Source organism: Kitasatospora nipponensis, assembly GCF_039528135.1.
Lineage (GTDB): Bacteria > Actinomycetota > Actinomycetes > Streptomycetales > Streptomycetaceae > Kitasatospora > Kitasatospora nipponensis.
In genome coordinates this window covers 1-13,239 of the sequence record NZ_BAAALF010000210.1, presented here as the reverse complement: position 1 = coordinate 13,239, position 13,239 = coordinate 1, and the positions used below count along the sequence as shown (strand labels likewise).

General features: G+C 70.4%; 14 protein-coding genes and 1 tRNA gene. 11 read left to right on the top strand and 4 right to left on the bottom strand.

Going from position 1 to position 13,239, the window contains the following annotated elements:
- Positions 1-53 precede the first annotated feature (53 nt).
- Complete coding sequence (locus tag ABD323_RS34905) at positions 54-527, bottom strand: type II toxin-antitoxin system PemK/MazF family toxin (protein WP_425556266.1); 474 nt, start codon at positions 525-527, stop codon at positions 54-56.
- 180 nt (positions 528-707) lie between these two features.
- Here ABD323_RS34905 and ABD323_RS34900 point away from each other — a divergent pair, with 180 nt between their 5' ends.
- Together ABD323_RS34900 and ABD323_RS34895 are read left to right on the top strand one after the other, a co-directional pair.
- Positions 708-902: a helix-turn-helix transcriptional regulator gene (locus ABD323_RS34900; RefSeq protein ID WP_344446092.1), complete on the top strand. Its 195-nt coding sequence runs from the start codon at positions 708-710 to the stop codon at positions 900-902.
- A 233-nt stretch (positions 903-1,135) separates the two neighbouring features.
- Positions 1,136-1,882, top strand: coding sequence for an MBL fold metallo-hydrolase (locus tag ABD323_RS34895; RefSeq protein WP_344446091.1), 747 nt, complete (start codon positions 1,136-1,138; stop codon positions 1,880-1,882).
- 185 nt (positions 1,883-2,067) lie between these two features.
- On the opposite strand, the gene ABD323_RS34890 is transcribed toward ABD323_RS34895, so the two are convergent.
- Both ABD323_RS34890 and ABD323_RS34885 read right to left on the bottom strand, forming a co-directional pair.
- Entirely contained in the window at positions 2,068-3,321 is a 1,254-nt protein-coding gene (locus ABD323_RS34890) for a PTS transporter subunit EIIC (RefSeq protein WP_344446090.1), read from the bottom strand.
- Between the two features lie 268 nt (positions 3,322-3,589).
- Entirely contained in the window at positions 3,590-4,834 is a 1,245-nt protein-coding gene (locus ABD323_RS34885; protein WP_344446089.1) for a PTS transporter subunit EIIC, read from the bottom strand.
- A 379-nt stretch (positions 4,835-5,213) separates the two neighbouring features.
- Here ABD323_RS34885 and ABD323_RS34880 point away from each other — a divergent pair, with 379 nt between their 5' ends.
- The 4 genes from ABD323_RS34880 (at position 5,214) to rdgB (ending at position 7,611) form a co-directional block, all read left to right on the top strand.
- The gene (locus tag ABD323_RS34880) at positions 5,214-5,447 is read left to right on the top strand and encodes a PTS sugar transporter subunit IIB (protein WP_101381635.1); all 234 of its coding nucleotides are present in this window, start codon (positions 5,214-5,216) and stop codon (positions 5,445-5,447) included.
- A 246-nt stretch (positions 5,448-5,693) separates the two neighbouring features.
- A complete protein-coding gene (gene rph, locus ABD323_RS34875) occupies positions 5,694-6,419 on the top strand; it encodes a ribonuclease PH (RefSeq protein WP_344446088.1) in 726 nt (241 codons plus the stop codon).
- Between the two features lie 136 nt (positions 6,420-6,555).
- The gene (locus ABD323_RS34870; RefSeq protein WP_344446087.1) at positions 6,556-6,945 is read left to right on the top strand and encodes a hypothetical protein; all 390 of its coding nucleotides are present in this window, start codon (positions 6,556-6,558) and stop codon (positions 6,943-6,945) included.
- Positions 6,946-6,999: 54 nt separating this feature from the next.
- Entirely contained in the window at positions 7,000-7,611 is a 612-nt protein-coding gene (rdgB, locus tag ABD323_RS34865) for an RdgB/HAM1 family non-canonical purine NTP pyrophosphatase (protein WP_344446086.1), read from the top strand.
- Positions 7,612-7,676: 65 nt separating this feature from the next.
- Here rdgB and ABD323_RS34860 read toward each other — a convergent pair.
- Positions 7,677-7,763 (bottom strand) — tRNA-Leu (locus tag ABD323_RS34860).
- A gap of 160 nt (positions 7,764-7,923) precedes the next feature.
- Here ABD323_RS34860 and ABD323_RS34855 point away from each other — a divergent pair.
- From ABD323_RS34855 to ABD323_RS34835, 5 genes are all read left to right on the top strand, one after another.
- Positions 7,924-8,142, top strand: coding sequence for a type II toxin-antitoxin system VapB family antitoxin (locus ABD323_RS34855; RefSeq protein WP_344446085.1), 219 nt, complete (start codon positions 7,924-7,926; stop codon positions 8,140-8,142).
- Positions 8,133-8,552 carry a PIN domain nuclease gene (locus ABD323_RS34850; protein WP_344446084.1) on the top strand — a complete coding sequence of 140 codons (420 nt, stop codon included), beginning with the start codon at positions 8,133-8,135 and terminating at the stop codon, positions 8,550-8,552. The genes ABD323_RS34855 and ABD323_RS34850 overlap by 10 nt, the downstream gene beginning before the upstream one ends.
- A 254-nt stretch (positions 8,553-8,806) precedes the next feature.
- Positions 8,807-11,329: a chitinase C-terminal domain-containing protein gene (locus ABD323_RS34845; RefSeq protein ID WP_425556265.1), complete on the top strand. Its 2,523-nt coding sequence runs from the start codon at positions 8,807-8,809 to the stop codon at positions 11,327-11,329.
- A gap of 278 nt (positions 11,330-11,607) precedes the next feature.
- A complete protein-coding gene (locus tag ABD323_RS34840; protein ID WP_344446083.1) occupies positions 11,608-12,660 on the top strand; it encodes a substrate-binding domain-containing protein in 1,053 nt (350 codons plus the stop codon).
- 46 nt (positions 12,661-12,706) lie between these two features.
- A partial coding sequence (locus ABD323_RS34835; RefSeq protein WP_344446082.1) for an ATP-binding cassette domain-containing protein occupies positions 12,707-13,239 on the top strand: 533 nt, incomplete at its 3' end.

Here is a 13,239-nt window from a genome sequence, read left to right as displayed (position 1 = left end):
CGACACCGTCCGCGGGTGCCGTCCGCGTTGGGGCCGGAGAGGCCCTGGGGGCCCTAGGCGCGGGTGCGCTCCACGCGGGCCCAGGTGCCGGCGTCCAGCGGGCCGACCCGGCGGCGGAAGTCGCGCAGCGGCACCTCGCGCAGCTCGTCCGTCTCCAGCCAACTGGCCCGCCCCTGGCGGTCGGCGACGGTGCCCGGGGGCAGCGCGAGGACGCCGGGGCGCTCGGCGTGGTGCTTGCTGGTGATCTTCGCGACGGTGGCCTGGTTCCCGTGGACCCGCAGCACCAGGCAGGGCCGGTCCTTGGCGCCGGGCCCGTCCTCGAAGGGGACCTCGGCCCACCAGATCTCCCGCGGCGCCGGGACGCCGGTGCGGCGGTCGGTCCGCGACGGCGTGCCCACCCGGCCGCCGGGACGACCGGCGGGGTGCCGGTGGCGGTCGCGCAGGCGCAGGACCGTGCGCACGGCGGTGGCCAGCACCACCAGGACGACCAGACCGACCAGGGCCACGGTGGTATGCAGGTGATTCATGTGCTGACCGTACCGGCTGTGACAGTTGGGCATTTATCCGTTTGCTGCTGCCGCTCTGTCACGGGTTGATGACGGACGCCGCCGCACGCCCGGCCCGCCCACCGCGCCGGAAAGGCTGGCCGCGCCCGCGTGCCCGCGCGGGGCCCGAGGAGAGCCCTCGGAACCCGGAGGTGGCGCCAGATGAGTCCGCACAGTACCGAGGCGTGGTCCTACGCCGAGATCGCCCGCCACATCGGCGTCCAGCCCGACACCGTCCGCAACTACCGTCGCCACGGACTGCTCCCCGACCCGGACTTCGTCGATCCGGCCGGTCATCCCCGCTGGTACGCCGAGACCGTCCGGGAGTGGGCCCGCAACCGTCCCCGCCACCGCTGAGCCGGCGCCCGGTGGCCGCCGGGCGGCCACCGGGTCGCCACCGGGTCGAAAAGACCGGCGAGTGCGCTCGCGGTGCCCGCCCCGTTCTGGTGATTCCAGCCACAGCGCGGCACGGGGACGGGGGCAAAGTGCCCCGCCGCCCTTACTCTCGACACGCGAAGCTGCACCTACCCGCCGGTGTACCCGGTGGTAACCGGCGTGCGCGCGGACCGGATCCGGCGGAGGGGCTCGGGATGAAACTGACCGTGGTGGGGTGCTCGGGGAGCTTCCCGTCGCCCGAATCGCCCTGCTCCAGCTATCTGGTCGAGGCCGACGGCTTCCGCCTGGTCATCGACCTCGGCAACGGCGCGCTCGGCGCCCTGCAGAACCACGTCGGCCTGTACGAGGTGGACGCCATCGCGCTCAGCCACCTGCACGCGGACCACTGCATCGACCTCTGCGCCTACTGGGTGGCCCGCAACTACCGCCAGGAGGGCTGCCCCGAGCAACTGCCGGTCTACGGCCCGCGGGACACCCCCGGCCGGCTCGCGCGCGCCTACGACATGCCCGAGGACCCCGGGATGACCGAGGTCTTCGACTTCCGCACGCTGACCTCCGGCTCCTTCGCGCTCGGTCCGCTGACCGTCACCGCCGTGCAGGTCAACCACCCGGTGGAGGCCTACGCCTTCCGGATCGAGCACCAGGGCCGCTCGCTGGTCTACTCCGGCGACACCGGTGAGAGCCCGGAGCTGGTCGAGCTGGCCCGTGAGAGCGACCTCTTCCTGTGCGAGGCGGCCTACACGGACGGCAAGGAGACCTACCGGTCCGTCCACCTCAACGGCCGCGAGGCGGGCGAGCACGCCGCCGCCGCCGGGGCCCGGCGGCTGGTGCTCACGCACATCCCGCCGTGGACCGATCCGCAGCGCAACCTGCGCGACGCCGAGGCCGCCTACGCGGGTCCGGTGGAGCTGGCGAAGGCCGGGGCGGTGTACGAGATCTGAACGCCTCCCGGACACCGTCCGGGCGGCCGCTGTGGGGCCTGCGGGCCCCGCGGGCGGGACGGACGCGGAACGGACGCGGAACGGACGCAGAACGGGAGCAGGGCACCGGCCGTGGTGGCCGGTGCCCTGCTCCCGTTCCGCACCGGCTGCTCTCCTCCGGTGCGGGTGCGCTCAGCGGTGAGCGGTCACGCCTTGGTGACGTCCTCGATCTCGTCCTCGGGCTCACGGCCCGGGGTGGGGAGGTTGAACTTGGTGATCGCGAAGCGGAAGACCACGTAGTAGACCACCGCGAAGACCAGGCCGATCGGGATGATCAGCCACGGCTTGGTGGCGAAGTGCCAGTTGAAGACGTAGTCGATCGCGCCGGCCGAGAAGGTGAAGCCGTCGTGCACGCCGAGCGCCCAGGTGACCATCATCGACAGCGCGGTGAGCAGCGCGTGCACGCCGTACAGCACCGGGGCGATGAAGAGGAAGGCGAACTCGATCGGCTCGGTGATGCCGGTCATGAACGAGGTCAGCGCCAGCGACATCATCATGCCCAGGACGGCCTTGCGGCGCTCGGGGCGGGCGCAGTGCGCGATGGCCAGGGCGGCGGCGGGCAGGCCGAACATCATCACCGGGAAGAAGCCGGACATGAACTGGCCGGCGCTCGGGTCGCCGCCGAAGAAGCGGTTGAGGTCACCCTGGAACACCTTGCCGGAGGCGTCGTGGAAGGTGCCGGCCTGCTGCCAGAAGAAGGTGTTGGCGAACTGGTGCATGCCGACCGGCAGCAGCGCGCGGTTGATCAGGCCGAAGATGCCGGAGCCGACGGCGCCCAGGCCGATCGCCCAGTTGCTGAAGCTGTCCAGCGCCGAGCCGACCGGGCCCCAGGCCAGGCCGAAGACGATGCCGGCCAGGGTGCCCACGAAGGCCATGATGAGCGGGACCAGCCGGCGGCCGTTGAAGAAGCCGAGCCAGTCGGGCAGCTTGGTGCGGTGGTACCGCTGCCACAGCACGGCCGAGAAGAGGCCGATGACCACGCCGCCCAGGACGCCGGGGTTCTGCGCCGTGCCGGCCGGGTTGGCCGCGGTGACCGTGTGGGCCATCGGGAAGACCGTCAGCACGTTGTGGAAGACCAGGTAGCCGACCAGGGCGGCCAGCGCGGTGGAGCCGTCGGCCTTCTTGGCGAAGCCGATGGCGATGCCGACGCAGAAGAGCAGCGGCAGGTTGTCGAAGACCGCGTGGCCGGCCGCCGCGAAGGTGGCGACGAGCTTGGCCGGCAGGTGCAGCTTCTCCTGGACGTCGGCCTGGCCCAGCCGCAGCAGGATGCCGGCCGCGGGCAGGACGGCGATCGGAAGCTGGAGGCTGCGGCCGATCTTCTGCAGGCCCTGCAGGATGCCGGAGCCGAACTTCTTCGACGGGGCCGCTGCGGGCGCCGGTGCCTTCGCAGTCGTACTCATGGGGGTGGTTCCTCACCTCAGGGCGTACCGGGCGGGGTGCGGGCCGGATCTGGTACGCGAACTGGTCTACACCACTAGTGGTGTAGACCAGTTTTGTAGCACGGCCCGAGAGGGCTTGGAACCCCGGACAGCCCCGCAGGTGAGAAGCGCTATGAAATCGAAACCTTGTTAAGGATTGACGATCATCGTTACCCGCCGTTATCGCCCGCCGGAGCGGAGGTGTCACGCTGTGAGTCGCACGCGCCGCAGGTGTCACCCCATCCTCGCGTCAGTCCTCGGCGACGTCCACCACCTCGTCGTCCGGCTCGCGGCCGGGGGTGATCAGGTTGAAGGCGGTGATCATGAAGCGGAAGAGCGCGTAGTAGACCGCCGCGAAGCAGAGCCCGATCGGAATGATCAGCCAGGGCTTGGTGGCCAGTTCCCAGTTGATCAGGTAGTCGATCAGGCCGGCCGAGAAGCTGAACCCGTCGTGCACGCCCAGCGCCCAGGTCACCCCCATCGACAGGCCGGTCAGCAGCGCGTGCGCCACGTAGAGCAGCGGCGCCACGTAGAGGAAGGAGTACTCGATCGGTTCGGTCACCCCGGTCATGAAGGAGGTCAGCGCGACCGAGGTCATCAGCCCCGTCACCTCCTTGCGCCGGTGCGGCTTGGCGCAGTGCGCGATGGCCAGCGCGGCCGCGGGCAGCGCGAACATCATGATCGGGAAGAAGCCCGAGGTGAACTGCCCCGCGGTCGGGTCGCCGGCCAGGAAGCGGTTGATGTCGCCGTTGAAGGTCTGGCCCTGGGCGTTGGTGTAGCTGCCGTACTGGAACCAGAGGAAGGTGTTCAGGAACTGGTGCATGCCGATCACCAGCAGCGCCCGGTTGGCCACGCCGAAGATGCCCGCGCCCAGCGAGCCCAGGTCGGTGAGCCAGGAGCTGAAGTCGGTCAGCGCCCGCCCGATCGGCGGCCAGAGCCAGAGGCAGGCCACCGCGAAGGCCACCCCGACGAAGGCCATGATCATCGGGACCAGTCGGCGGCCGTTGAAGAAGCCCAGCCAGTCCACCAGCCTGGTTCGGTGGAAGCGCACCCAGAACCAGGAGGTCAGCAGCCCCAGCATGATGCCGCCGAAGACCCCCGGGTTCTGGTAGCTCGGCGGCGTGGTCGGCGGCGTCACCGGGAACTGCTGCAGGATGTTGTAGTACACGAGGAAGCCGGCCACCGCCGCCAGTGCCGTGGAGCCGTCCGACTTCTTGGCCATGCCGATCGCCACGCCGACGCAGAAGAGCAGCGGCAGGCCGAGCGAGGAGCTGAGCAGCGCCCCGCCGGCCCCCACCAGGACCTTCGCCACGTTGGGCCAGTCGGCGATCCGGCCCTGCGGTCCGAAGATGTCCGGCTGGCCCAGCCGGTTGAGGATGCCGGCCGCGGGGAGCACCGCCACCGGCAGCTGGAGCGAGCGCCCCATCTTCTGCAGACCGCCGTAGAACGTGTGCCACCACTGCTTCTGCGGGATCGCGGCATTCGCCGAACTCATCGTCGTCCTTCGCGGGGCTGTCGGCGAACCCGGCCGAGCAGCCCGGGCCCGGGGCGCGGGCGGGGGCGGGGAACACCTGCGGGCGGCCGCGCGTTTTTGGAAGTGCGCCGAGATTGGTGTAGACCAGTTGGAGTGCCGCCGCACGCGCCGTGGACCCGAGCCCCGCTCACCGTCATCCTGGGAGGAAGATCCACCACCCGCGCGCGGAACTGCGCCAAACGTGCACTAACGTGGCGGAACGGACCGAACCGGGCGATGCTGTTGGCGCCGGTGCGCGACCGGGTGCCTGAGCCCGCGTCACTCGGCGCCGCCGCCCGGCACCACCGCGAGACGGCCTCCGGCACGACCGCCGGAACGCCGAGACAGAGGGAGAAAGACCATGGCCACCAAGGCTGAGAAGATCGTCGCCGGTCTCGGCGGTATCGACAACATCGAAGAGGTCGAGGGCTGCATCACCCGCCTGCGGACCGAGGTCAAGGACCCCTCCCTCATCGACGAGGCCGCGCTCAAGGCGGCCGGTGCCCACGGCGTCGTCAAGATGGGCACCGCGATCCAGGTGGTCATCGGCACCGACGCGGACCCGATCGCCGCCGACATCGAGGACATGATGTGAGCTGAGCCCCACCGGCTCGGCCCGGCGCCCCAGGCGCCCCCGGACACCGATGGCCCGTCACCGCAGCACGGTGACGGGCCATCGGCACGTGCGGACGGGTCCGGGCCACCACTGCGGACGTCGCCGTGGCCACCGCTGCGGACCGCCCGCGCGGACCGCCGCGCGGGCGGCTCGTACGGCGGCTCGTGCGGGCCGTGCCCCGGGGCCGGCTGTCCGGTATGCCGGGACCCACTACGCTCATTGGCTATGTCACGCATCGACGGCCGTACCCCCGACCAGCTCCGCCCGATCACCATCGAACGGGCCTGGAGCAAGCACGCCGAGGGCTCCGTCCTCGTCTCCTACGGCGACACCAGGGTCCTGTGCACCGCCAGCGTCACCGAGGGCGTCCCGCGCTGGCGCAAGGGCAGCGGCGAGGGCTGGGTCACCGCCGAGTACGCCATGCTGCCGCGCGCCACCAACACCCGCGGCGACCGCGAGTCCGTCCGCGGCAAGATCGGCGGCCGCACCCACGAGATCAGCCGTCTGATCGGCCGCTCGCTGCGCGCCGTGATCGACCACCGCGCCCTCGCCGAGAACACCATCGTCCTGGACTGCGACGTCCTGCAGGCCGACGGCGGCACCCGCACCGCCGCCATCACCGGTGCCTACGTCGCGCTCGTCGACGCCGTCTCCTGGGCCCGCGAGAAGAAGCTGCTGCGCGCGAAGGGCCAGCCCATCACCGGCGGCGTCAGCGCGGTCAGCGTCGGCATCATCGACGGCGTCCCGATGCTCGACCTGCGCTACGAGGAGGACGTGCGCGCCGAGACCGACATGAACATCGTCTGCACCTCCGACGGCCGCTTCGTCGAGGTCCAGGGCACCGCCGAGGGCGCCCCGTTCGACCGCGCCCTGCTCGACCAGCTGCTCGACCTCGGCACCCTCGGCTGCGCCGAGCTCGACGAGATCCAGCGCAAGGCCCTGGAGGCCTGACGACCCGTCCGCGTCGCGGTGGGCGCCAGAGGTCCCAGCCGGGCCCGGGCACGGTGATCGGCCGCGCCCGGGCTGTACAGGCCGCCCACCGAGACCGTACGGTTCGGCCAAGGACCCACCGCATCGGAGGACCGCGATGCCACACAGTTTCGCCCGCCCCGCCACACTGGCCGCCGCGGCACTGATCCTCGTCCTCCCACTCAGCGCGATCAGCTGCTCCGCCGCGCAGAAGGCGCTGGACTGCGGCAACACCGCGGTCCGGGTCGGCAGCGACCTCGGCGACCTGAACAGTGCCTACGGCAACTCGCAGAACGACCCGGCGGCGGCCGGCCGGGCGCTGGCCAAGCTCAAGGCCGACCTCGACAAGCTCGGCAAGAACGCCGGCAGTACCGATGTCGACAACGCCGTCACCGACCTGCAGCGCCAGGTGGACAAGGTGCAGACGGCGGTGGACGCCAAGCAGGTGCCCGACCTGGGCCCGCTCGGCGACGCGGCCGGCAAGCTCACCAAGGTCTGCACGGGCTGACCGCGGCGGCGCCGGGCTGACCGCGGCCGGGCCGGGCTGGGATACTGCGGACCCATGAGCACCTCCCGACGCCTCGTCCTCGCCACCCGCAACCAGCACAAGGTCACCGAGCTGCGCGCCATCCTCGGCGCCGCCGGCCTCGACGTCGAACTCGTCGGCGCCGACGCCTACCCCGAGATCCCCGACGTGCCCGAGACCGGCGTCACCTTCGCCGAGAACGCCCTGCTCAAGGCGCACGCGCTGGCCCGCGCCACCGGTCTGCCGGCCGTCGCCGACGACTCCGGCCTCTGCGTGGACGTGCTCGGCGGCGCCCCCGGCATCTTCTCCGCCCGCTGGGCCGGCAAGCACGGCGACGACCGCGCCAACCTGGACCTGCTGCTCGCCCAGCTCTCCGACATCGCCGACCCGCACCGCACCGCGCACTTCGCCTGCGCCGCCGCCCTGGCCCTGCCGGACGGCACCGAGCGGGTCGTCGAGGGCCGGCTGCGCGGCACCCTGCGGACCACCCCGTCCGGCGCGGGCGGCTTCGGCTACGACCCGATCCTCCAGCCGCTCGGCGAGAGCCGGACCTGCGCCGAACTGACGGCCGACGAGAAGAACGCCATCAGCCACCGCGGCGAGGCCTTCCGCGGCCTCGCGGGCGCGGTGCGCGAACTGTTGGGGTGAGAAGGCGCCGGAACATCGAAGGGCCGCCAGGAGGAGTTCTCCTGGCGGCCCTTCGATTCTAAGGCTGGTGCGGCCTGAGGGATTCGAACCCTCACGAGGTTTCCCTCACTGGCACCTAAAGCCAGCGCGACTGCCCGTTCCGCCAAGGCCGCAGGCCGATCGGTCACGCCATGTTACTGGGCGGTGGGCGGCACCGTCACCACCGTTCTTCCGGTCGTCTGCTCATCGATCGGGTGAACGTGGGGAGGATTGCCATGGGAGGTCACACGGATATCCTTGAATGGGGACATGGATATCCTGGAGGTGGGTGCAATGCCCAAGACCGTGATCGACATAGACGACGAGGCCTTGGCCAAGGCGGCCGAGCTGCTGGGAACGGCCACCAAGAAGGACACCGTGAACGCCGCGCTGCGGGACGTGGTGGCACGGCACGGCAAGGCCGTGGCGGTGGCAGACTTCCTCGCCGACCTCGATGCCGGCCTCTACGCGGACCTGCTGGACTCCGAGGTGATGGGGCAGGCGTGGCGCTAGTGCGATACCTCGTGGACAAGAGCGCGTTCGCGAGGCTGGGTCATCCGACCGCGCGTGAGATCTGGACGCCGGTCCTCGAGGCGGGGCTGGTGGCGATCTGTCCGGTCCTCGAGTACGAAGTCCTCTTCTCGGCCCGTGGCCCGGAGGACTACGAGCGGATCCGCGAGCGCCTGCGGGCGCAGTGGGCCTGGCTGCCGCTGGGGGAACGCGCGCATGCCCGCGCGCTGGAGGTGCAGCGGCTTCTGGCCGCGAAGGGGCAGCACCGGTGCGCCTCGCTGCCGGACCTGTTGACGGCGGCGACGGCCGAGGAGCACGGCGTCGAGGTGCTGCACTACGACCGGGACTACGACACCATCGCGGGCGTCACGGGACAGGCGATGCGCTGGCTGGCGCCGCCAGGGGTTCTCTGAGTGCTGGTCAGGGCACTGAGGGGCGCTGCGGATCGGATGAGACGGTGATGAGAATCACGGCAGTCGAGCGCGGGGTGTTGACAGGTAATTGGTACAGACCTATTGACCTCTGTGGTCTGGACCACATAAGTTCGGCGCCAATCTGCACGGTGGTCGCCGGTCGGTAGGACGCGCGCCATCTGCGGGCTGTCCACGCACCCCCACGCGCGCGCTCCCCACAAGTGCGCACCCGACACTCTCTCCTGGAGGACCGAGTGTTGATCCGCAACGAGGCGGCGCAGCGTCCCACCGCTGCCGGCCGTCCGTCTTCCGCCCGCCGATCTGTCGGTCGGTCAGGCCCCGGGCGGCGCACCGCGTTCGCCGCCACCGCTGCCGCGGCGCTCGCCGGGCTGCTGCTGGCCACGCTGGGGGTGGCGCCCTCGCAGGCGTCGGCCGCGGCGCCGGCCGTCGACAACCAGTCGTGCCGTCCGGACGGGATGTACACCACGCCCGGGGTGGACGTGCCGTACTGCGACGTCTACGACGGCGCCGGCCGGGAGAAGATGGGCGCGGACCACCAGCGTCGCGTCATCGGGTACTTCACGGGCTGGCGCACGGGCAAGGACGGCACGCCCGCCTACCTGGTGAACAACATCCCGTGGGACAAGGTGACGCACCTCAACTACGCGTTCGCGCACGTGGGGGGCGACAACCGGATCTCGGTGGGGACCGACGGGCCGAACAACGCGGCGACCGGGATGACCTTCCCCGGGGTCGCCGGGGCCGAGATGGACCCGACGCTGCCGTACCAGGGGCACTTCAACCTGCTGAGCAAGTTCAAGAAGCAGTATCCGAACGTCAAGACCATGGTCTCGGTGGGCGGTTGGGCCGAGACCGGCGGCTACTTCGACGACTCGGGCACCCGGGTGAACTCGGGTGGCTTCTACGGGATGACGGTCAACGCCGACGGCAGCGTCAACCAGGCCGGGATCAACACCTTCGCGGACTCGGCGGTGGCGTTCGTCGAGAAGTACGGCTTCAACGGCGTCGACCTCGACTACGAGTACCCGACCTCGATGAACAACGCGGGCAACCCGCTGGACTGGACCACCGCGAACGCCAAGCGCGGCTCGCTGATGCAGGGGTACGCGGCCCTGCTGAAGACCGTGCGGCAGAAGCTCGACGTGGCCAGCGCGGCGGACGGCAGGTACTACCTGCTCTCGGTGGCCGCGCCGTCCTCGGGTTACCTGCTGCGCGGCATGGAGACCTTCCAGGTGACGCAGTACCTGGACTACGTCAACATCATGTCCTACGACCTGCACGGTGCCTGGAACCAGTACGTCGGCCCGAACGCCTCGCTCTACGACGACGGCACCGACGCCGAGCTCAAGTCCGCCAACGTGTACGGGACTTCGCAGTACGGCGGGATCGGTTACCTGAACGCCGACTGGGCCTACCACTACTTCCGCGGCGCGATGCCGGCCGGCCGGATCAATGTCGGACTGCCCTACTACACCCGCGGGTTCGAGAACGTGACCGGTGGCACCAACGGGCTGTGGGGGACCGCCGCCAGCACCAGCTGTCCGGCGGGCTCGGGGCTGACCGCCTGCGGCGACGGCGCGGTGGGCATCGACAACCTCTGGCACGACCTGGACACCAACGGCAAGGAGGCACCGGCCGGCTCCAACCCGATGTGGCACGCGATGAACCTGCAGAACGGGATCCTGCCGGACTACCTGGCGAAGTACGGGCTCAAGGACACCGCGCTGACCGGCAGCTACAGCCGCAACTACAGCTCCTCGCTGGTGGCGCCGTGGCTGTGGAACGCCACCAAGAAGGTCTTCCTCTCCACCGAGGACGAGCAGTCGGTGAACGCCAAGGCGGACTACCTGATCAACCAGGGTGCCGGCGGCGCGATGATCTGGGAGCTGGCGGGCGACTACACCTTCGACCCGGCCGCCAACGGCGGCAAGGGCGAGTACGTGGCGGGCTCCACGCTGACCACGGACCTCTACAACAAGTTCAGGTCGGCCACGCCCTACGGCGCCACCCGCTCGACGGTCGCGCTGCCCGCGCAGACCCTGCCGATCGACGTGTCGTACACCAAGTTCGCGCTGGGTGACAACAACTACCCGATCAACCCGAAGATCCACATCGTCAACAACTCGACCCTGACGCTGCCGGGCGGGACCGAGTTCCAGTTCGACTACAGCAACTCGGCGCCGGGCAACGCGCACGACCAGTCGGGCTTCAACTCGGCGGTGATCCGCCAGGACAACCCGGGTCCGGGGAACGTGGGCGGGTTGAAGGGGACCTACAACCGGGTCTCGCTGAAGCTGCCGAGCTGGCAGTCGCTGGCGCCGGGCGCCTCGGTGGACGTGGACTTCGTCTACTACCTGCCGACCTCGACGCCGTCGAACTGGACGGTGAACGTGGCCGGGACGCTGTACGGGCTGGCGGGGGACCTCACCCGCGGCTCGACGGGCGGCTCGACTCCTACTCCTACGCCCAGGCCCACGCCGACTCCTACCCCGACGCCGACTCCCACGCCGACGCCGACTCCCACTCCTACCCCGACGCCGACGCCTACTCCGACTCCCACCCCCACGCCGACCCCCACCCCCACCGGTGGGAGTTGCTCCGCGGCACCGGCCTGGGACGCGGGTGCGACCTACGCGACGACCGGCACCAAGGTGTCCTGGAAGGGCCACTACTACAGCAACAAGTGGTGGACCAAGGGTGACGACCCCACCGCGAGCGGTGCGTGGGGCGTCTGGAACGACCTCGGAGCCTGCTGACCAGGAGGAACCTCTCTGGACGGCGGCTCACTGAGGTGAGGAACGGCGGTGGCGGTGCACCCGGTCGGGGGGTGCACCGCCACCGCTTTCTCCGTTTTCCGCCGTTCGTCCCGGGGACACCGTTCCGTCTCCGCACGATCCGGCAACAGTTGCATTGCGACCTGTGCGGATCTGTGCGAAACCCCTTGACGCGTGTGGTGAGAAGGGGTCTCATATGGCTCATCACGTTCGAACCTGTTTGGTTCTGATTGATTGTGAGCCGAAGGAGCCTCCGCACCATGACCACCGCGCGCAACCGCCGCCGTACCGCAGCCGCCACCGTCGGACTGCTCGTCACCCTGGGCCTGACGGCCTGCTCGACCGGTCAGCAGACCACCAAGGCCGGCGGCGGCGATGTCGCCACGGTCAGCGGAAAGATCTCCATCACCTACCTGCAGAAGCAGGGCGACCAGCAGTACTTCATCGGCGAGGCCGCGGGCGCCAAGGCCAAGGCCGCGCAGCTCGGCGTCGACCTGAAGGTCGTCAACCTGGGCAACGACGCGAACCAGACGATCAGCGACGTGCAGTCCGCGATCGCCCAGAAGAGCCAGGGTCTCATCATCGTGGTTCCGGACCCCGCAGTGGGTCCCCAGGTCGTGCAGACCGCCAAGGACGCCAAGGTGGCCCTGCTCACCTCGGACGACCAGGTCTGTGCCACCGGCCCGGCCCCGGCCTCCTGTGACAAGTCCGCCCTGGTGCCGCGGATCGGCTTCTCCGGCGACCAGATGGGCGCCCAGGTCGGCAAGCGTGCCGCCGACGAGTACAAGAAGGCCGGCTGGAGCGCCGCCGACACCCGCACCATCTCCGCCTGGAAGCAGGACGTGACGGTCTGCGGTGACCGCGTGAAGGCCGCCAAGTCCTCCTTCGCCGAGGGCGCCGGCGCCGCCGTGCAGAACATCGACGTGGCCACCGACAACACCCCCACCGGTGCGCAGGACAAGGTCGCCGCGACGATCACGGCCAACCCGAACGTCAAGCACTGGGTGATCTGGGGCTGCAATGACGAGAACGTGCAGGGCGGCATCACCGCGCTGGCGAACGCGGGCGTGAGCGCCGACAACGTGATCGGCGTGGGCCTGGGCGCGTACCTGGCCTGCAAGGACTGGGGCAGCAGCCAGCCGACCGGCATGAAGGCCGCGCTCTTCATCAACGGCAGCGACGTGGGCGCCCTGGCGGTGCAGACCATGGTCGACAAGCTGAAGAACGGCAAGGACTTCCCGCAGGAGGCCTTCGCGCCGACCAGCATGGTGGACGCCTCCAACTGGCAGGCCTCCGGCCTCCAGTGCAGCTGATCGAGCTGCGCGAGCTGGGTGAGCCGAGCGACCGGAGGAACTGACTGTGACGACCAAGACGACAACGGCGGGAGCCGGCGTCCAAGGCCTGGGAAAGCGCTTCGGCGAGGTCCGGGCGCTGGGCGGGGTGACCCTGGACTTCCCGGCCGGACAGGTCACCGCGCTGATGGGGGAGAACGGGGCCGGCAAGTCGACCCTGCTGAAGATCCTCACCGGTGACCACCAGCCCACCGAGGGCGGGGTCCTGCTGGACGGCGCCGAGGTGACGCTGCACTCGCCGGCCAGAGCCCGGGCCCTGGGCATCCGGATCATCCCGCAGGAGCCGGAGATCATTCCGCACGTCTCGGTCGCCGAGAACGTCTACGCCGGCGCGCTGCCCCGTGGAGCGGGGCGCCGGCTGGACCGGGCGGAACTGCGCCGGCGGATCACCGCCGACCTGGACCGGCTGGGTTTCTCCCGGGTCCTGGACCCGGACCTGCTGGGCTCGCAGCTCACTCCCGCCCAGCGCCAGTTGGTGGAGATCCTGCGGGCGCTGACCGGTGAGGCGAAGGTGATCGCCTTCGACGAGCCGACCTCCTC

What these genes read in the sequence shown, in the direction of transcription:
- ABD323_RS34905 (WP_425556266.1), bottom strand. Translation starts at nt 527, where the DNA reads ATGAATCACCTGCATACCACCGTGGCCCTGGTCGGTCTGGTCGTCCTG.
- ABD323_RS34900 (WP_344446092.1), top strand. Translation starts at nt 708, where the DNA reads ATGAGTCCGCACAGTACCGAGGCGTGGTCCTACGCCGAGATCGCCCGC.
- ABD323_RS34895 (WP_344446091.1), top strand. Translation starts at nt 1,136, where the DNA reads ATGAAACTGACCGTGGTGGGGTGCTCGGGGAGCTTCCCGTCGCCCGAA.
- ABD323_RS34890 (WP_344446090.1), bottom strand. Translation starts at nt 3,321, where the DNA reads ATGAGTACGACTGCGAAGGCACCGGCGCCCGCAGCGGCCCCGTCGAAG.
- ABD323_RS34885 (WP_344446089.1), bottom strand. Translation starts at nt 4,834, where the DNA reads ATGAGTTCGGCGAATGCCGCGATCCCGCAGAAGCAGTGGTGGCACACG.
- ABD323_RS34880 (WP_101381635.1), top strand. Translation starts at nt 5,214, where the DNA reads ATGGCCACCAAGGCTGAGAAGATCGTCGCCGGTCTCGGCGGTATCGAC.
- rph (WP_344446088.1), top strand. Translation starts at nt 5,694, where the DNA reads ATGTCACGCATCGACGGCCGTACCCCCGACCAGCTCCGCCCGATCACC.
- ABD323_RS34870 (WP_344446087.1), top strand. Translation starts at nt 6,556, where the DNA reads ATGCCACACAGTTTCGCCCGCCCCGCCACACTGGCCGCCGCGGCACTG.
- rdgB (WP_344446086.1), top strand. Translation starts at nt 7,000, where the DNA reads ATGAGCACCTCCCGACGCCTCGTCCTCGCCACCCGCAACCAGCACAAG.
- ABD323_RS34855 (WP_344446085.1), top strand. Translation starts at nt 7,924, where the DNA reads ATGCCCAAGACCGTGATCGACATAGACGACGAGGCCTTGGCCAAGGCG.
- ABD323_RS34840 (WP_344446083.1), top strand. Translation starts at nt 11,608, where the DNA reads ATGACCACCGCGCGCAACCGCCGCCGTACCGCAGCCGCCACCGTCGGA.